We start from the raw sequence: 20,265 nt of genomic DNA on the forward strand, positions 1-20,265 counted from the left end.
GTTTGATGGTTAAAATAGGTTTAATAGTTGAAATTTTGTAACGTAAAGACATAGTACCACTGCGTCTGAACGATTGATAATCAGTCAAAATGAGTGAGAAAGAAGATCAGTATTGGAACGAAATAGACGATTACCTGGACGGTAGTTTGGACCAACAGGCTCACAAAGCCTTTAGGCAACGATTGTCTGAAGAAAATAAACTCGCTAAAGATACCTTGTTCCAGCAAGAGATGAGGCAGGGTATTGCTTTTGGGAGTCAGCAAAACCTAAGGAGTCGATTGCAAGTGATTCACGAAGAGACTATAGAGAGTAACCAAGAGGCAAAAATTGTTCCTATCGGTCGACAGCTTTGGTTACGCTGGAGTGTAGCCGCAGGACTGTTAGTAGGAGCTTTGGGTATTCTTTTTTTGTTACAACAAAACCCAAGTTCACAGGAGCTATTTGCAGACAACTACGAAGTGTATTCCCTAGACCCTACTTCACGTAGTGGAGGTGAAGAAAATCCTGCAGCGATGGCACTCGAAGCCTATCAACAGCAAGATTACACTGCTGCTATCAAGGAGTTTGATCATATTTTACAAAATGAACCAGAGCAGCCAACGCTCCAACTAGCATTAGCTATCAGCTATTGGGAAAACGGCCAAACAGAGCAAGCCAAATCCGCTATCAAAACACTTTTTAACCATCCTATTCTCAAAGACCAAGCCTTTTGGTATGCAGCACTATTTGCGCTCGCAGAAGACAATCCGGAGGCCGCAGTTGAATATTTGGAGAAAATACCCACAGATAGCGGTCAATTACATACCAAAGCGGCTAAATTACTAGATACGCTTCAGTAGTACCTATCCTAGGCTTTAGATAAAATCAATACAGAAAGAGAAAAAATAAAACCATCGTTCTATTTTTTTGTTGAAAACCCAACAAAAGGAATATTATCCATGAGCACACTCTTTTATATCGTCATTATCATAGCAACTACCCTTGCGATGGAGTTTGTTGCTTGGTTTGCCCACAAATTTGTGATGCATGGTTTACTATGGGCCTGGCACGAAGATCACCACAAACCGCATCCGGATGATGAGGGCTTTTTTGAAAAGAATGATTTATTTTTTCTGGTTTTCGCCATTCCCAGTGCGGCCAGTTATATCATTGGGTTGAATGTAGAAAACCTTTTCTGGCTCACTTTCGTAGGAATTGGCATTTCTATTTATGGTCTGATCTACTTCCTTATCCACGACGTTTATATTCACCAGCGTTTCAAGTGGTTTCGTCAGTTGGACAATCGCTACAGCAGGGCTATTCTTCGCGCACACGGTGCTCATCATGCCAACCGTGAAAAAGAAGCCGGAGAGTCTTTTGGCCTACTAATCGTAAACTCCAAGTATTTCCGCAAAAGAAGCGAGCGTAAGTAAATACCAGAAAAAAACCAGCGAACTCCGTGCTTTTACCCCATAAGCACTTAGTTTTGCAGTGTTACTTACCAATTCCTTGAACTATGGAATTCCTTGGCCTTCTTGTAGAAGTCTTATTATTAGCCCTTGGGGTATACCTCTATCTCTTTGCTCGTGGTATTATCAAAGTCAAAGATCCCGAAAGGCGGGAGCGGGTGGAAAGCTTCCGACAGCAAAATGCTACCTGGATGCGCCTTCTTGGGCTGGCCCTAGCAGCTATTATGCTTATGAATGTCGTCTTGCACGTATCCCAGCTCTTCTCCTCTACATCCTGATTCCCTACCATTACCTAAAGGAATCCTACCATCTGCACAAGGGTCAGCTTGCTTACTAAGCAAAGGGGATGATCTGCATAAAAATCATTAATATTGCAGTGTTGTGCCGGTAGAGTGCCAGGCACGCTATTTTCATCACCAGAGCAGTTTTACTCCTTTTATCATGAAGCACATTCTTACCCTTCTCCTTGTTACTTCTTTGTGCAGTTTTGGTAGTAGTCAAAATGACTTTTACCAAACGGATANCATCCAGCAAATTGATATCACCTTCAATGCTGACAATTGGAAATACCTACTGGATTCTCTTCGTTTTAACGGAGACGAGCTCCTCACCGGTGATCTCCAGGTAAACGGCACCGTCCTTACAGAGGCAGGTATTCGCTACCGCGACGGACGCTCATTCACCCCCAACGGAAAGCGCAATGGCCTTTACATTGATTTAGGTAGTAAAGATTACCAGGGGCACCATGTCATCAATCTGTCCAGTGCATTGCGTGACCCTTCTTTGGTTCGCGAAGTATTGGCTAGTGAAATCGCCCGCACTTACTTTAATGCGCCCGCTGCCAATTTCGCGGAAGTAACCATCAACGGAGAACCCTACGGTTTGTTCGCTAATATAGAAGCCGTAGAAAAAGGATATCTCAAAGATCGGTTTGAAAACGCCAAGGGCACATTAGTTACTCCTACAGAGGAACCTCAAACTATTGTTTCAGAAGAATGTAGCCGTAATGTATTTGGTTCTTTACAGCACGAAGAACCTGCAAATTGTGTCGCTGCAAATTGGAAACTTCTGCAAGGAGACCTGGGTCTGGTACAAACATTATCATCGACCCTTGCCTCATCACCTGCCGAATTAGCTCAACTCGTAGATATTGATGCAACGCTATGGATGCTGGCCTTCAACAACGTTTTGGTAAACCTGAATTCCTATACCGGGCAGTATGCAAGTAATTATTATTTATACCAACCACTTGGAGGTAAGATCACGCCTATTCTAGGAGAATTGAACCTTGCTTTTGGTAGTTACAAAAATGACGGTGCCAACTCTTCGGACTTAAGTACTGCTACTTTATTAACGCTTTCCCCCGACCTTCACCTAAACAATGAAGAAAGGCCGCTCATCAGCGTAATTCTTGCTGACGAGATTAACTACAAGCAATATCTTGCGCACTTTCGCACTATCCTGGTCGAATGGGTGATGAGTGGTAAGCTAGAAAACCGGGCCAAAGCCTTACAAGCTATGATCAGCGAAGCCCGCAGGAATGATCCCGGCCAGTACTATTCTCCTATTGAATTTAACCAAAGCCTAACCGAGGTCATTGGCAAGCGTAGCCGTATTCCCGGTTTGGTTGATTTTATGGACAAGCGAGCCAGTTGGTTAGAAAGTCAGGAGGTCTATATCTTTCTTCCTCCGGCAATTAGTAAAGTTGGCGTTGAAGGCCGGGAACGCTTTTCCAGCACCCAACTTGATGAATTCAGAATTCATGCTACGGTAGAAGACTACCCCAAGAATGTCTACCTTTACTACCGTTTTAACGAAAATGAAGCCTTCAAAATGGTTCCAATGCTTAATGATGGGGAGCATTATGATGAGCAAGCCAACGATGGCGTCTTTGGTGTGGTCATTAAACCAACCGATGGCCAGAACCAAATTCAATACTACTTGATGGCAGAAAACGTTAAGACCGTAAGTTTTAGCCCCAGCCACTACAATTTCGAACAATACAAAACTACCCTCCGGGAAGTCAATCAGTAGGAAGGGGTGTTTTTTTGTAAATTATCGTCAATGAATCGCATACTTATTATCTGTAGCCTTTGGGGCTTTCTATCGTTTGCTCTACAAGCTCAAGACAAGCTTTACACCCTTGAACACATTGTGGAAGTTAGGATTAATTTTTCTGAACCTAACTGGCACGAATTACTGGACTCGCTCAAAGAGCGAGGACAAGACGAGCGACTTATTGCCGATGTTAATGTTGACGGAAAAGCATATCCTAATTCTGGGATTCGGTACAAAGGCAACAGCTCCTACTTTAATGTTCGCAATGCCGGTGGTCGCAAACTACCTTTCAATATCAAGGTAAACTTCCAGGAAAAGGATGCCCGATTACCTGGAGGTTACGAAACGCTGAAGCTTTCCAACGTTTTCCGCGACCCCAGCTTTATTCGGGAAGTGTTGTCTTATGATATTGCCCGTAAGTATNTACCTGCTCCGCGTGCCAATTACTCTCGTGTATATGTCAACGACAACTATATGGGGCTGTATAACCTCTCAGAATCGGTAGACGAGGATTTTCTGAAACAATACTATGGTAGCAAAAAAGGAGTTTTCTTCAAATGTGACCCCAGTTGGGACCAAAGTGCGCCCGGTAATTGTAAAAAAGGAAACAATGCGAGTCTCGAATTTCTCGGCAAAGACTCTGTCTGTTACTTCCCTTATTATGAGATAAAATCAAAGAATGGTTGGGGAGAGCTCATGGAGTTGATCAGCGTTATCAACACCAATCCCGAAGCGTTGGAACAACGGATGAACATTAACGAAGCGCTCTGGATGCTGGCCTATAACAATGTGATGGTAAATCTCGATAGCTATATCGGTCGTCTTTGCCACAATTATTACCTCTACCAGGATGAATACAATACCTGGCACCCTGTTTTATGGGACATGAACCTGTGCTTCGGCGGTTTTCGTTATACAGGCATGGGAACACCGCTGAGTAATGAGGCGATGCAGGATATGAGTTTGTTTTTACATTACAAAGAAAACAACACCCAACGCCCCTTCGTCCTTAAACTGCTCGGCGTTAGTCATTACCGAAAGATGTACCTGGCCCATGTAAAGACCATCGTAGAAGAAAATTTCAGCAACGGCTGGTACAAAGAGCGGGCAAATGAAATACGAGCACTCATCAGTGAGGACGTCAACAAAGACCCCAATCGCCTCTATTCCATGGAGCTCTACGAAAAGAACCTCAATGAGACGGTTCGCGTAGATAATTCCAGCATTATTGGTATTACAGAATTGATGGACAAAAGGGCAGAAAACATTCTGGCGCACCCTTTGATGCAAAAGGCACCTCCAGTTGTCAGTGAAGTCAAACACCAAGTTGTTGGTGAAGAAGCTATTATTACTGCTTCTGTAACGGAGGCTGATGAGGTTTGGATTTATTTCAGACTAGAAGCTTTTGCCCCCTGGCAACGCCAACCCATGGCTGCCAACGAAAACAACGAATGGGCTGCGCAGATTGAGCTTACAGAAGAAGTACAATACTATGTGGTAGCGGAGAACAAGTACATTGCTGCACTTTCTCCAGCCAGAGCCGCAAGGGAATTTTATGAAATTGTAGTAAAGTAAGCAACCGTGGCAATCCTTCACACCAATAGTTATCCCGGCCCACCTTGGTATCAAATCAACGGGCACTGGCAAACTATCCTACCCGCTTTACGTGGCCCCAAAGTAGGCTTTCGCCGGGAACGACTAGAGCTCGACGATGGTGATTTCCTCGATCTTGACTGGTTACAAAACAAGGGCAACCGTTCCCTCGTCATTCTTACCCACGGGCTGGAAGGGAATAGCCGACGCCCTTATATGCGTTCGGCAGCCCGGTTCTTTCACGCACGCGACTGGGATGCACTGGCTTGGAATTGCCGTTCGTGCAGCGGAGAGATGAACCGCTTATTTCGTTTTTATCATCATGGAGAAATTGAAGATATTCATCGGATTACCACTTACGCTTTAGCTCAAAAGGATTATCAGGAAGTTGTGCTCATTGGCTATAGTATGGGCGGAGCGATGACGACCAAATACCTTTCTGTACATAGCCCGGATTTGCCAGACGTCATCCGTGGTGGTATTGCCTTTTCCTCCCCTTTTGATCTCGAAGCGAGTGTGGATGCCCTTGAGCTGCCAGGGAACGAGCTGTATAAGACGCGGTTTATGAAACAGCTGGGAGAGAAATTCCGCATCAAAGACCAACGCTTTCCAGGAAAGCTGGACATGGAAAAATTGGACAAAATTGAAACCTGGAAACAATTCGACGAATGGTTCACAGCACCAATACTGGGCGTTGATTCCGCTCAGGAATTTTATGACCTTGCTTCCGCGAAAAATTTTGTCGCCACACTTTCGCGGCCGGTCTTAGCTGTTTCGGCCCTTAATGACCCGATCATTACCGAAGCCTGCTTGCCGCTGGAAGAAGCCAAAGATCACCCTTTTCTCACTCTGGAACTCACGCCTGATGGCGGGCATGTCGGGTTTAGCTTACGCAAAAACAAGCACAGCTGGATGGAAGAACGCGCCTGGCAGGAAATCCTGAAGTGGCGCGAGAATTAGTGAGGCTTGCCTTCTTTTTTACTAGACACTGAGGCACGAAAACACACAAGCATCTAGTGCGCTGCTAGCTGGTCAGGGGACCAGCCAGATATGACATCTTAGTCCGGAAACTAAGATGCGCCTTTATTTTTTTTCTAAGCCCTAAATCAATCAATTGGCAGAACAGATTCTTCTTTCACTTCGGTCATCACGAAAGAGCTTTGAACCCGGCCAATGTTGGCAAGTGAGGCTAGTTTTTGGGTGATAAAAAACTGGTAATCTGCCATATCTTTCACGTATACTTTCAGTAGGTAGTCAAACATTCCGGCCAAGTGGTAGCAGGCTGCTACTTCAGGTAATTCACGGATATCTGCCTCAAATTGATCGAGGTAAGCTTTGTGGTGTTGTTCCAGATTAACAGCACAGAAGACCGTAAGCATAAAACCCAGCTTGGCACGGTCTATCAATGCCGTATAACCGCGAATGAATCCGTCCTTTTCCAGTCGTTTGATTCTTTCAAAAACAGGGGTATTGGTCATCTGCAGCTCGTGAGCAATCTCCTTTATTTTCCGTTTCCCATCGGCCTGTAAAAGTTGCAGAATACGGCGGTCGATGGCATCTAGTTTTATTTCCATAGTGGGTGGTTTGTGTGCGCTGCGCTTGCGGGGGTGCTCGTTTCTCGGGAGAACACTTCCATTGGCACTGGTATCCTTTACGCAGGAGCGGCTGGGGATTATTTTTCTACACCAAGCCTTTCCATCCATCAATATTAGACCAAAAAACCAAATAAACAATAATTAGCAGAATTAATTCCTTCATCAACTCAAATTACTAGACTTTTTATCTAAACCCCGGTAATTTTGCACTATCAGCAACCAGGCAGTTGAACATCTCTACTGCTTCAAAACAGCCCACCATGAAAAAGCACCACGATCACAAATGTGCACCGGAAAGTTTGATGATGTCTCACGGCTACGAGCCGGAATGGTCGGAAGGGGCCATTAAGTCGCCTATTTTCCAAACCTCTACTTTTGTTTTTAAAACAGCGGAAGAAGGAAAGGCTTTTTTTGAAGTTGCCTATGGGCTTAGACACAAAGAACAAGAAGAAAAACTGGGCTTAATTTATAGCCGGATCAACAACCCCAATCTTGAAATTCTGGAAACCCGTCTTTGTTTATGGGATCAGGCGGAGGATTGTGCTGTTTTTGAGAGTGGCATGTCTGCGATCAGTACTGTTTTACTAGAGTATCTGAAGCCCGGTGATGCACTCCTTTACAGTAACCCTGTCTATGGTGGCACGGATCATTTCATCCATCATTTGTTGCCACAATTAGGCGTCACAGCTATTGCTTTCAACGAGGAAGACCATTATCAAGATATTGTGGATCGTGTTGAAGCCACAGGAAAAGGAGATCGCCTGAAACTCGTCTATGTAGAAACACCAGCGAACCCTACCAATGCACTGATCGACATTGCTATGTGTCGCAAAGTTGCCGACCACTTCGCAAGCGAAGACCAGCCTATACACTTGGCGGTAGACAATACCTACATGGGACCACTTTGGTCGCACCCATTACAGCTAGGTGCTGACCTGGTCATTTACTCTGCTACCAAATACATTGGCGGGCACAGCGACTTGATTGCCGGTGCCGTATTGGGTAATGCTGAAACCATCAAAAGAATCAAGGTTCTGCGAACTTTCCTGGGCAATATGTCGAGCCCCAATACCTGTTGGTTGTTGCTACGTAGCCTGGAGACCCTCAAGGTTCGGATGGAACGCCAGCAGCAAAATGCCCAAGAGATTGCCACTTTCCTACAGGAGCACCCTATGGTAGAGAAGGTCTATTATTTAGGCCTTTTGCCCGAAGGCAGTGAAGCTTATGAACTGTACAAACGACAGTATACCTCGCCAGGAGCGATGATCTCTTTTGCCATAAAAGGAGGTGAAACCGAAGCGTTTAAGTTTCTCAATGAGCTACGCTTGTTCCAATTGGCGGTAAGCCTGGGAAGTACGGAATCACTGGCACAGCATCCGGCGAGTATGACCCATATTGGGGTTGACCCTGCTACCCGCCAGCGACTGGGGATTACGAATAAGCTGGTGCGCTTATCGATAGGCGTAGAAAATGTCAACGATTTATGTTGGGATTTGGGGCAGGCGCTGGATAGTGTAGCAGCTAAAATGATAGAGAAGAAGGCCGAAGAGGCCCAATTTGCTTCAAATTAGATAGCATACAGCGCAAAGTCATTGGGATATATTGCAAGGAAGGGGGCAGGACTTTCATAATGTTGGAGAAAGTGGTAATTTCTGGAAATTACCTAACTAACGTATCTATGAAACTTACCCTTTCCCTAATCGCATTGCTTTTTACCTCAGTGACATTTGCTCAGACTAATTCAGAAGAAATAGCGGTTGAAAACGCTTGCCTGAACTATCTGGAAGGGTTTTACGAAGGAGATACCGTCAAACTACAAACGGTGCTCGTGCCATCGCTTTATAAATTCGGTTACTGGAAAAATAAAGAGGGCCACTACGAAAGCGAGGGCCTGATGAGTTATGACGAGGCCATCGCTTACGCGAGAAACGTCTTGGAGAACGAAAAATTTGTGCGCCCAGAAGCCCCCAAAGCAGTTGACGTGCTCGATGTTTCTGCCCATATTGCTGCGGCTAAAGTTACAGCTTGGTGGGGGATCGACTACATTTTGCTGGCCAAACACGACGGCCATTGGATGATCGAGCAGGTACTTTGGCAAGGCCCCTTGGCCGTTCCTGCGGAAGCAAAGGTCTTTGCTCCCGACCTCATTTGCACTGCAGCCAATGAATACGGAATCACGTTCATCAATGCGGGCTGGATCGCTTTTACCCGAGCTAGTGATGGTAACAAGAAAATAATGCTTTCCAAGCGGGTGGACGGTAAATTTAGTACCCCAACCGTTGCTCCTTTCTCTCAAGAATGGAACAACGAATACGTATCCTTCAATCAGCAATCACAACGTCTCTATTTTTCCTCTACCCGGCCTACAACGCAAGGTGATGCCGAAAAGTTGAAGAACGATATCTGGTACGCTGAATGGAGTGGAGAAACATGGTCGGAGCCCGTGCATTTAGGAGGAAACTTCAGCACCGATGGTATCGACAGTGGCGCAACGGAGCACGACGGAACAGTCTATTTCCATGCTGATCGGGAGGGTACTGGCTTGAATGCCGTAGATATGTATAGCCTTGAGGCACCTGAAGACCAACCAGAAAAACTCAGTATCAGTACCGATCAAGTTGATGGTGAACCTTTCTTGTTTGCGGATGGCACAAAAATGTTGTTCATGAGCGCAGGGCATAATGCTGTAGGCAACTCAGACATTTTCTTTTCCGAAAAGATAAACAACCAATGGTCGCCACCCATCTCTATTGACAAGGAGGGCCTAATCAATACCGCTGAATGGGAATATTCGCCCTCTCTTTCGCCCGATGGGAAAGTGTTGTTTTTTACGCGATTGACCAATGGCCAGGCTGATATCTATTGGATAAAAACGGAAATGCTGGCGGAGGATGTTCGGGGTAAAATTCGGTAAAGAGGGATTCTGAATTTCACCATTAAACATTAGTCAAAATGCGCAAGGCGGAGCCTGAAGCTCGGCGGATCCCGATTTTTCATCGGGAGAGCAGGACGAAGGATGAACGGGAGCGACAGCGACCAGACAGCCTGGTGCCGTAGCGGTGTTTGCGCAGCAACACCACTACCGGCATGGCCCCAAAACAAGCTAAGCTCACATCAAAAACACGGTAACTTTTGTGGAAGTCCAGGTATGGTTCCTGATCGGCTGTCGTATCTTTGCCCTTCGGTGTTGATCTGTTTCAGGCCGTTGATAAATATTATGCTTCCAAAACATTTATTGCCTTTATGGAGTATCGTGGCCACACTTGGTTTTCTTATTCCTGCAGTGCATGGGCAAAACCCTGTATTGGATACTATTTCCATCGATTTCGGGAGTGTGCCCTCTCCCCTTCCGTGGCTAAACATGAGCAACCCTAAAGAGGGAGTGCTGCGCCGTTTGACCAACCAAGCCAATGTGGCAACGCCTTATAGCCTATCCGTAAATGATGCATTCAATAAGATCAATACTGAAGGTAATCTGCGCCCCGACCCTGCCCTTGTTTTTCCTGGTACGGCCGCGGGCGATAGCTTTTTTGGGAATACGGCTCCATTTGAGGGTATTTCTGAGCCTACAGGCGGGGTTATTTTGCAAAACCTCAGCCCTCAGAAACATTATAAACTCTTGATTTATGCTGCTCGGCAGTCTACGGAGCTGCGCGAAACGCGGTATGTTGTAAAAGGGCTGACGACGGACACCCTGTATTTAAACACCTCCAATTTATTAAGTAAGGGCGTTTCTGCGCGACTCTTGCCCAGCAAAACAGGAGAAATCACAATCACGGCCTCCTCTGCTCCCCGAACGCAGAGCAAGGCAGGATTTTTCTACCTTGGTGCCCTCAAAATCATCTACCAGCCAGACCCACCGCCCAAGCCTTTCCTCCGGCTGAGTTCGCCAACTGAAGGAGCTTATTGGCAAGTAGGAAAGTCACCTTTTATCACTTGGTCAACTAATGCTAAAGACTCGGTTCTCTTGGGTTACTCTACCGATTTTGGCTATACCTGGACGGCTATTGCGACGGTTGCCCCTGGCGTGGAGCGTTATGAATGGATCATTCCCGACGAAGCTTCCTACGCCTGTCAGGTGCGCATTAGCACTGGCAAATTGACCATTGAAAACCAGGGCGTTTTTACCATTATCAAAGACTATGCTCGATTTCCGATTGTCGTGCTGGGGTCTTCCACCGCAGCAGGTACGGGCGTGAGTACGCCCGATAGCAGCTGGGTAAACCGCTGGCGAGCATGGCTGAATGTAGACACGCGCTATGAATTGATTAATTTAGCAAAACCGGGTTATACCACCTACCACATTTTGCCCACAGGCACCGCTATTCCACCACAGTTAAGTGTGTTGATAGATACCAGTAGGAACATTACCCACGCCCTTTCCTTTCGCCCCAAGGTAGTGCTGGTCAATATGCCCTCCAACGATGCGTCTTACCGCATTCCAGCCGCTGATCAACTAGAGAATTTTCAACAAATCATGGATACGGCAACTTTGAGTGGTGCCAGTGCGTGGATTACCACCACACAACCCCGAAAATTTAACGATCTGCTCAAGGTGCAATTGCAGGAAACCATCCGTGATTCGATTGTGTGCATATACAGCAACAAGGCCATCGACTTTTGGGAGGGGTTAGCCAATAGCGATGGAACGATAAAAAAAATCTACGACTCTGGCGATTATACCCACATGAATGACCGGGGGCACGCCTTGTTGTTTAAGCGTATTCTAGCGTCAGGCATTATCAAGCAACAGCGCGTAACAAGCGTTGACGTTTCGTTACTATTGGACACCCTAGAACGAGAGTGGCTGTTTGAATTCCAGCTACCACAGGCGGGCACGGTTGATGTGATCATTGAAAATGACCAGGGGCGTTCGGTGCAGAAAGCATCGTTCATCAATAACTCGGGAAGCAAGCAGTCATTGCGCTTCCCTGCCAGGCCCAAAAGCACCAACTCGCCTTACCTGCTTTGCACTTTCCTCCTGAAAGAAGAAAACGGGAGAATTACCGAAGTCAGGCAGCCCATTGCATTATGGAGGGAGTAGAGGTTTGTTGGTCACTAATGGCAGCTGGCTACGCCTACCGGCTGGCCACCGCGCTATTCGCTGCGCACCTTTTTAGGCTTCAGCCTACGATTGGACACATTGAGATATTTTGACCTCGAGGTATCAACTAATGGAGTTCCTCCAACTTCTGGAATGCCGCCGCGTAGCCAATTTCGAAAACCTCATCAATACGATTGATACTGAAAGTACCTACCTTATTGAGTTGATGGGGAGCGATCAGGATATCACAATGCTCGAACTTGCTTTCAGAAAGGGTAGCCATTCCGATTTTGAACGCGCGCTCTAGTACGGCCATTGAGTTGGTCAGTTCACCAGGTTGAACAACGGGAAGTGGGCTAACGTAAGAACCTATGATTTTGTCACACAGCGGCAAGAGTGGTTCTACCGGAAAATTATTAGTGATAGCCCCATCAGCGTAATAGATACCAGAGATGCGCACCGGAGAAAGCACCATCGGGAAAGCTGCCGATGCCAGTACCTTACGCACTAAGGAGCCCTCTTTAAAAATTACATTCTTTCCCTTCTCAATATCGGTAGTCGAAACAAAGAGGGTCTTGGTCAAGCTCTCAAAACTATCACCGGGCAGATAAGAGGCAAAGAGGCTTTCAAACTTGTCGGTATCCAAAATGCCTGGCTTGCGGTAGGTATAATTCTGCCAGGAAAACATAGAGGTAGATTTAAAAAAATGAAGAATCTCCTGCCAGGAATGTCCGGCAGCATAAAAGGCTCCTACAATTGCTCCAGCACTGGCTCCCGCTATGATTTCGGGATAAATACTGTGCTCTTCTAAAGCCTTGAGCACCCCCAAATGAGCGATCCCTCTTACGCCACCGCCGGAGAGAACAATACCATAGTTTGGTGTTTCCATTTTCATCTATTTACTTTTCTTCCAACACAATGCGAAACTACTTATTCCTTATCAAAATAAATTCACCTCACGAATAAAAACACATAAAAAAGCTTATTCAAAATAACCATAAAGCACTCAATATCATACAATTAAGATTTAAAACGAAATTTAAAACCTTATTTAAGTTAAAAAATGTCCGTGAATTCCGGGTGCTCACCAACTAATTTTGCATAGAACAAAGGTTCATCAGTGAACAGCTGATCCAATTACTTAATCGGAACCACACAGGTGTTCAGCGCCTAAAACCCAGTTCCATATTCTGTTTTTAAAACCTCGTACTATGCGTAAACTACACCTTTTATTTATTGCGTTTTTGCTTCCCTTGTGGATGATGGCGCAAATCACTGTCACCAGTACTGCGGACAGCGGGCCGGGTACGTTGCGGCAAGCGGTGATTGACATTCCTGCCGGCGGCACGATTGACTTCAATGTTGGTGGGCCTATTTTACTCACCTCCGGTCAGATCAACCTCAATAAAGACATGACCTTGGATGCTTCAGGAGCCGGTTTAACCATCGATGCCAGTGGCAACGGTAGTAATCGGATATTTGGCGTTTACTCCAATGCTGTGGTCAATCTGATAAATCTTGAGATGACCAATGCTAATGTTCCCGGTGCTTTTGGTGGAGCTATTGAAGTTTCGGTAGCTACGCTTAATGCTTCCAACTGTACTTTTCGTAATAACACTGGTGCTAATGTTGGTGGTGCAGTGTCCGTTGGTTTTGGTACCGGTAATTTCGTAAACTGTAACTTCATCGATAACACTTCTACTGGTCAGGGTGGTGCGCTAGATTTGAACACCAACAGTACCAATACCGTTACGAATTGTTTGTTTTACAACAACCAATCAAATACTAACGGTGGTGCTATTGCTATTGTATTTAGTGCCGTAGCTACTATCGTTAACAATACGATCAGTGATAACAGTGCAGGTAATGGCGGTGGCGTTTTTCAAGCTGGGAGCGGTGGGGATGTTACCCTTTATAACAATATCATTGCCAACAATACGGGTAGTAGCCCGGATTTTGCTCAGATTGGACCATCTTTTACCGCCAATAATAATCTGATTGGCGATGCTAGTGGTTCGAACATTACCATCGGGTCTAACGGCAACATCACTGGTGACCCTGTCTTTTTCAGCCCTGCTGGTGGCAACTATCGTTTGCAAGACCCATCTCCCGCCATCAATGCTGGTGATGCCAGCCTACTCCCTAGCGACATCCTCGATGTAGATGGTGATGGTGCCGGAGAAACCCTAGATGTAGACCTTGATCTGACCGAGCGGGTAAAAGTATGTTCAGTGGACATGGGTTGCTTTGAGCACGCCCTCGGATCCCTTTACGTCACTAATACAGAAGATAGTGGCCCTGGCTCGCTGCGAGCAGCAATTGATTGCGCTAATACAGAACCATTTATCGACGATATCTTTTTTGATATTGATGGGGGCGGTTCGCATACTATTACGATGGCAGCAAACTTTCCTCAAATCACGGACGAAGGGATCATCTTGTATGGTACGTCTCAACCGAGCTACGCAGGCACACCGCTTATTACCATTGATATGGATGGCAATGAAGGTGTAGTTGTATTTGGTGATGGTGTAGGTATACTTGGTTTGAAAGTAATTAATGCCGTAGGTGCTGGAATCAGCATGACAGCCAATTCAAACTTTAATATTTTTGAATGCATTGTAACGGAATGTGGTTTCACTCAAATTTTCCTAGCGAGTGCCGGATTCAGCACTATTTCGGAATGCTTGTTGAATATTGATGAAAATGGCGTTGCTAGCACTATCGATGCGGAAGCACTTTGGCTACAAGATTCCAGGGATATCAATGTTTTTAACAATACCATGGGAGGACTTAATACAACCAGCGATATCGTCACGATGCTGGATAACACGACCTCCTTCAATATCTTCACCGACAACTTCATCGGCACCAATGCTGCGGGGGATGATTACGGTGGTAACGTTGGGTTTTATGTCCAGGACGCTTCCTCCAATCAGTTCATAAGAAATACGGTAAGCTTTAACCAAACGGGCATTTTCAACCGTTCTGGCGCGCAGAATAACTTCTACTCTGAAACTAATTTCTATTGCAACGAGAATACTGCCTTCAGTATGGAAGGTGGTGGTAATGGCGGCATTCAGCCTCCGGTTATTACGAGTGCTACCCCTGATGTCGTAAGTGGTACTGCGGCCCCTAATGCAGAGGTGCAATTTTACTTTCAAGACAATAATGCATGTCCTGGAAACACCACCTGCCAAGGTTTCTATATTGGATCACTTACCGCTGACGGCAGTGGTAACTTCTCTGGCCCAGCCACACTTGCAGAAGGACAAGTCATTACAGCCACCCAATATGATCCTACCACGCTTAATACCTCGGCACTGGCCGGTTGTGCAATCGTAGCTCCGGATCCCTGTGATCCAGATTTGGACGATCCTACTATCACGCTGCTCGTCACTGATGTGATTATCGAATGTTCCGAAGGTGTACCTCCTATTCTGGTAAACGGTGTAGACATTATTGCTTTTGATGAATGTGACGGTGATATCAGTGCAAACATCCAGTATGTTGGCAGTGATTTTGATACGCAAGACTGTTCTGACGGTACCATCCAAATCATTACCGACACCTACCGCATTACCGATGCTAACGGTAATTTTGACGAAGTAACCTGGACACAAACCCGTATCGATACAGAGCCTCCAGTATGGGATGACCTTTCACTGGAATTGAGCTTAACCGCAGAATGTGGCGATGACATTGATGCCTTACTGGCTGCTAACCTACCCACTGCAACCGACGGTTGTAATCTTACGACCGTAGAAATTATATTCGATGGTGCGCTAGCGACTCCTTTGTGTGGCTTAACCTCAGAAACAACGTACTTCTACCAAGCGGTAGATCAGTGTGGTAATGCTAACCCAGATTTCTTCGCCATTACCGTAACAGAGACCGACAATACGCCACCGACCTTTACCTCAGGACCTAACCAAAACATCACACTGGAGGTAGACCCCGGTACTTGTGAAGCTGCTGTGATTGGGCTATCCGTTACTGCCGACGATGGCTGTGGTTCCATAACCATTACCAATGACTCTCCATTTGCTAACAGCCCTGACGAAGATGCTAGTGGCCTGTACCCTCCTGGGGATTACGTGATCACTTTCACTGCTACAGATGATTGTGGCAACAGTGATTTTTACGTAGTCAACCTGACGGTACTGCAACCTGCCCCTCCTATGTTTGTCGGTGCTCCTACCGGCACCGTCACGGTAGAATGTGGTGACCCTATTCCTTCTTTTGAATTTGGCACTGACATTTTAGTCTTTGACGGAAATGGTTTTGACATCAGTGACGACGTCACTGGAGATATTGTAATCGTGATTGGCGACTGTGCCTTGGGGGAACCGCTAGAAACATTAGAGTACAACTTCTTCGTTCAAGATGCCTGTGGACAAAGTGCTTCGCTCAGCTTTGACATAGAGGTCGTCGATACCCAAGCACCGGAGTGGGATAATCCCAACCTGAGCCTCGTCATCGACGCCGAATGTGGCGATGATGTAGACGCTATCCTGGCAGCCAACTTGCCTACAGCAACTGATGCCTGCGGAACCTCAACTGTTACCTTGGTATTGGCCACGAGTGGAATCACCTGTGGTGGTGGCAATGCCTCTTCTGGCAACTACACCTATGAGGCCGTTGACAACTGTGGCAATGCTAATCCTAACCTGTTTACCATTACGGTTAACCTGAACGACACCCAGGCTCCTTTGCTTTCGGGTGTGCCGGATGATATCACGATTGGTTGTGATGATGCCTACCCAGACGAAGCGACGCTTTTTGCTAACCTCGCTGCGTTTGACGCCTGTGATGGCGACTTGACAGGACTGATTACGATTCTACCTCCAGGATTGGTCACCGGATGTGTGCCTTCACCGACCATTGAGTACACTTACCAGATTAGTGTCGTTGATGCTTGTGGCAACCCAACTAGTGTTGACTTCACCATTACGGTAACCAATGACATCACTGTAGACCTGGGACCAACCCAAAGTGTTTGTGGTACTGCTATCACATTGGACGCTGGTAATCCAGGTCTCACCTACGAATGGTCGACGCTCGAAACAACTCAGACCATCGAAGTAACTACTGCGGGTACTTATTCTGTAACCGTAAGCGGCGGAAACGGATGTTGTGCCATTAGTGAAGTCATCATCACCGGAGGAACAGCCCCCGATGCGATGGCTACTGGCGGCACCCTAAGCTGTGCTACCGGAAATGTGCAACTGATGGGTAGTTCTACTACTCCTGGTGTAAGCTATAGCTGGACGGGACCTAATAGCTTTATGTCCGGTGATCAGAACCCATTTGTAACCATGCCTGGCACCTATACCCTGACGGTAACGTCTCCGGATGGCTGTACTGCTACGGCGGATGCTACGGTAGACCAGGATGCAGATGTACCTAACCTGACGGCGATGGGTACTACGATTGACTGTGGTCCTGGGCCGTTTTTTGTAACCGCAAATTCGACGACCCCAGGCGCAACCTACTTATGGACAGATCCTGATGGGTTTACTACCACCGATCAAAATGCACAGGTATTTACCACTGCAGGAACCTATACCGTCGTGGCTACCGCACCTAACGGCTGCACAGCAACAGCAATGGTCGAGGTAATTCTGGATACGGCACCACCTACCGTAACTGCTACCGGCGGTGCATTGGATTGCGCAAGCAACAATGTACAATTGATGGCCAGTGGTGATCCTACCGGTGGCACTTACAGCTGGACGGGGCCGAATATGTTCATGTCTAGCGAGCAGAACCCTATTGTAAGTATAGCTGGCGATTATATCGTAACCTACACCGGCACCAATGGCTGTACCGCAATGGCAACCGCTACCGTAACTGGTAATACCGACGCCCCTGATGCTATAGCTACGGGTGGCACCTTAAACTGTGCAACTGGCAGCGTACAGTTGATGGGTAGTTCGACGACTCCAGGCGTAAGCTACAGCTGGACGGGGCCGAATACCTTCATGAGTAGTGACCAGAATCCGTTGGCAACAATGGCAGGCACCTATACCCTCACTGTAACTGCGCCTAACGGATGTACAGCTACGGCTGATGCAATCGTGGGTCAGGATGCGAATGTACCAGACCTGACGGCTACGGGCACTGTTCTTGATTGTAGCGCAGGACCATTTTTCGTCATGGCGAACTCAACGACCCCTGATGTAACCTACTTGTGGACTGACCCTGATGGGTTTACTACAACGGATCAAAACGCACAGGTATTTAGTACCCTAGGAACCTATACCGTCGTAGCGACCGCACCTAACGGCTGTACCGCTACCACCACGGTAGAAGTAACCCAGGACATTGCCGAACCCATGATGGTGACCGCTACTGGCGGAACGCTGGACTGTGCAACGGGCACGATCCAATTGATGGGGAACTCCACCAGCGCGGGCGTCACCTACGCCTGGACGGGACCGAATATGTTTATGTCTTCCACGCAAAACCCAACGGTAAATACAGCGGGTACTTATACCTTAACGGTAACCGGTACAAACGGCTGTACTGCTACTGCTGATGCAGTGGTGACAGACAACCCAGGAGCAGCACCAGTAGCTGCATTCAGTGCGACCACCAATGAACTGACGGCCAGCTTTACTGACAACTCTACGGGCACGCCTTTCGCTTGGTCTTGGGACTTTGGGGATGGCATGACATCTACCGATCAAAACCCGGTACACGATTACATTACACCCGGAACCTACACCGTTTGCCTAACAGTAACCAATGACTGCGGCGACAACATCGTTTGTGAACCAGTAACTGTAGATGTAAGCACCACCGGGGCTGTGACCTTTAACATTGGAACAGTAACCGGCCAGCCTGGACAGATTGTAGAGATTCCAGTGAGCGTAGAGAACTTTACGGACATCGTTTCTTTCCAGAAGTCGATCCATGTAGCCGATCCAACGATTGCCCGCTTGGTGGGTGTAAACAACTTCAACCTGTCGGAGCTCGACAACTCGGACTTTAACCTCGCCAGTGACGAGACCATCACTTCAGTGTGGTTTAGCGCCAATGGTGTGAGTGTTGCTGACGGTGAAGTGATTTATACCATCCGTGTAGAACTCCTTTCTACTGTAGATGAATGTACCGCCGTATTTATGGATGACAACCCAACCTTTGTGGAAGTGGGAGCCATCAACGGAGGTATTGTTGGTGCTGTACCTTACGTACTGAACGCTGGCGAAGCCTGTATCCTGGCTAAAGTTGATATCCTTGGTAAAGTTTACCGGGAAACCGGTGCTCCACTGGACGAAGTGATCGTAGATTGTACTGGCCAACCGTCAACCATGACGGATGCAGCCGGCGACTATGAATTCCTCGACCTGACGGCTGGACAACCTTACACGGTAACGCCTATGCGCAATACCAACCACGTAGATGGTGTAACTGCCCTGGATTTGGCTTTGATTCAACGCCACATCCTCAATGTACAGATGCTGGATTCTCCTTACAAGATCATTGCTGCTGATGTAGACGTTTCTGGTCTGGTAAGTGGCATTGACCTCGTAAAAATTCAACAGTTGATCTTGAATATCACGACTGAATTCCCAGACTTCAACTCTTGGCGTTTTGTAGATCAGGAATACACGTTTCTGAACCCTGCTAACCCATTACAGGAAACCTTCCCTGAGGAGATTGACTTTGTGAGCCTAGATCGTGACACCATGGGTAACGATTTCATTGCCATGAAATTGGGTGATGTAAACAATACGGCCATGGGGCTACAAGAGCCAAACGGCGGTATTCTCAACCTGGTAATAACAGAAACAACCGATGTGAATGGTGATGTACTCATCAGTTTCCGTTCGGCGGAACACACGGCAATCTCTGCTTACCAGTTTGACATCTGGTTTGACCAGTACCAAATGCAGTTAGCAGAAGTTATTCCAGGTGCGTTACCTGGCTTGAATGAGACCTTCTTTGGCCGTAATCGCCTCGATGAAGGTTTGATCACTACCCTTTGGTATGATCCTACCGCGCAAGTAGACGGTTGGGAATTAGAGGCCGACGAGGTACTCTTCACCCTGAAGTTTGCGGCATCGAATATCAGCACCAGCATGGAAGAGCGCATTCAGACGAATGTAGCTACGATGCGATCTGCTGGTTACACCAATACTGGTGAAGCGCTGGACATTCAAACAGATTACCGCTTGGAGGTAACTTCGACCAGCAATCCTGTTGAGAAAAATATATCGGTGGAGGCCCTTAAGCCTAATCCATTTGTAGCAGAAGCAACATTGACTTTCTTCCTACCAGAAGCAGCTGATGTTGAAATTCAGTTGATGGATATCAGCGGTAAGCAGATCACTCGTCAGGCAGCATACTACCCTGCCGGGCAGCAGGCCTTGCAACTGGATGGTCGTGATTTGCCAGCAGCAGGCATGTACTATCTGGTCTTCAAAGCCGGAGCGTTTACCACTACGCAGAAGGTGGTTTTGCAAAAATAAAAATTGGATCTTTTGGAGATTCCCGCCGGCTTGTTCCGGCGGGATATCTC

12 protein-coding genes are annotated in these 20,265 nt (G+C 46.9%); 10 read left to right on the plus strand and 2 right to left on the minus strand.

The window, feature by feature from the left end:
* Window positions 1–89: 89 nt before the first annotated feature.
* From A3EU_RS0107515 to A3EU_RS0107540, 6 genes are all read left to right on the plus strand, one after another.
* A complete protein-coding gene (locus tag A3EU_RS0107515; RefSeq protein ID WP_020535526.1) occupies window positions 90–839 on the plus strand; it encodes a tetratricopeptide repeat protein in 750 nt (249 codons plus the stop codon).
* 99 nt (window positions 840–938) lie between these two features.
* Window positions 939–1,412, plus strand: a complete 474-nt coding sequence (locus A3EU_RS0107520; RefSeq protein WP_020535527.1) for a sterol desaturase family protein — start codon at window positions 939–941, stop codon at window positions 1,410–1,412.
* An 83-nt stretch (window positions 1,413–1,495) separates the two neighbouring features.
* A complete protein-coding gene (locus A3EU_RS0107525) occupies window positions 1,496–1,726 on the plus strand; it encodes a hypothetical protein (protein ID WP_020535528.1) in 231 nt (76 codons plus the stop codon).
* Between the two features lie 163 nt (window positions 1,727–1,889).
* Window positions 1,890–3,482: a CotH kinase family protein gene (locus tag A3EU_RS0107530; RefSeq protein WP_156825693.1), complete on the plus strand. Its 1,593-nt coding sequence runs from the start codon at window positions 1,890–1,892 to the stop codon at window positions 3,480–3,482.
* Between the two features lie 30 nt (window positions 3,483–3,512).
* Window positions 3,513–5,081 (plus strand): CotH kinase family protein, encoded by a 1,569-nt coding sequence (locus tag A3EU_RS0107535; protein ID WP_020535530.1) that lies wholly within the window; start codon window positions 3,513–3,515, stop codon window positions 5,079–5,081.
* Between the two features lie 6 nt (window positions 5,082–5,087).
* Window positions 5,088–6,059, plus strand: coding sequence for a YheT family hydrolase (locus tag A3EU_RS0107540; RefSeq protein WP_020535531.1), 972 nt, complete (start codon window positions 5,088–5,090; stop codon window positions 6,057–6,059).
* A 146-nt stretch (window positions 6,060–6,205) separates the two neighbouring features.
* Here the strand turns inward: A3EU_RS0107540 and A3EU_RS0107545 are convergent, their stop codons facing one another.
* Window positions 6,206–6,673 (minus strand): Lrp/AsnC family transcriptional regulator, encoded by a 468-nt coding sequence (locus tag A3EU_RS0107545; RefSeq protein ID WP_020535532.1) that lies wholly within the window; start codon window positions 6,671–6,673, stop codon window positions 6,206–6,208.
* Between the two features lie 281 nt (window positions 6,674–6,954).
* On the opposite strand from A3EU_RS0107545, the gene A3EU_RS29720 reads away from it, so the two are divergent.
* The 3 genes from A3EU_RS29720 (at window position 6,955) to A3EU_RS0107560 (ending at window position 11,738) form a co-directional block, all read left to right on the plus strand.
* A complete protein-coding gene (locus A3EU_RS29720) occupies window positions 6,955–8,265 on the plus strand; it encodes a cystathionine gamma-synthase family protein (protein WP_020535533.1) in 1,311 nt (436 codons plus the stop codon).
* Window positions 8,266–8,372: 107 nt separating this feature from the next.
* The gene (locus tag A3EU_RS0107555; RefSeq protein WP_020535534.1) at window positions 8,373–9,608 is read left to right on the plus strand and encodes a nuclear transport factor 2 family protein; all 1,236 of its coding nucleotides are present in this window, start codon (window positions 8,373–8,375) and stop codon (window positions 9,606–9,608) included.
* A 303-nt stretch (window positions 9,609–9,911) separates the two neighbouring features.
* The gene (locus A3EU_RS0107560; protein ID WP_020535535.1) at window positions 9,912–11,738 is read left to right on the plus strand and encodes an SGNH/GDSL hydrolase family protein; all 1,827 of its coding nucleotides are present in this window, start codon (window positions 9,912–9,914) and stop codon (window positions 11,736–11,738) included.
* A 127-nt stretch (window positions 11,739–11,865) separates the two neighbouring features.
* On the opposite strand, the gene A3EU_RS0107565 is transcribed toward A3EU_RS0107560, so the two are convergent.
* Window positions 11,866–12,627: a patatin-like phospholipase family protein gene (locus A3EU_RS0107565; RefSeq protein ID WP_020535536.1), complete on the minus strand. Its 762-nt coding sequence runs from the start codon at window positions 12,625–12,627 to the stop codon at window positions 11,866–11,868.
* Window positions 12,628–12,949: 322 nt separating this feature from the next.
* Here A3EU_RS0107565 and A3EU_RS0107570 point away from each other — a divergent pair, with 322 nt between their 5' ends.
* Window positions 12,950–20,215 carry a PKD domain-containing protein gene (locus tag A3EU_RS0107570; protein ID WP_020535537.1) on the plus strand — a complete coding sequence of 2,422 codons (7,266 nt, stop codon included), beginning with the start codon at window positions 12,950–12,952 and terminating at the stop codon, window positions 20,213–20,215.
* Window positions 20,216–20,265 lie beyond the last annotated feature (50 nt).

Source organism: Lewinella cohaerens DSM 23179, from assembly GCF_000379805.1.
Classification (GTDB): Bacteria; Bacteroidota; Bacteroidia; order Chitinophagales; family Saprospiraceae; genus Lewinella; species Lewinella cohaerens.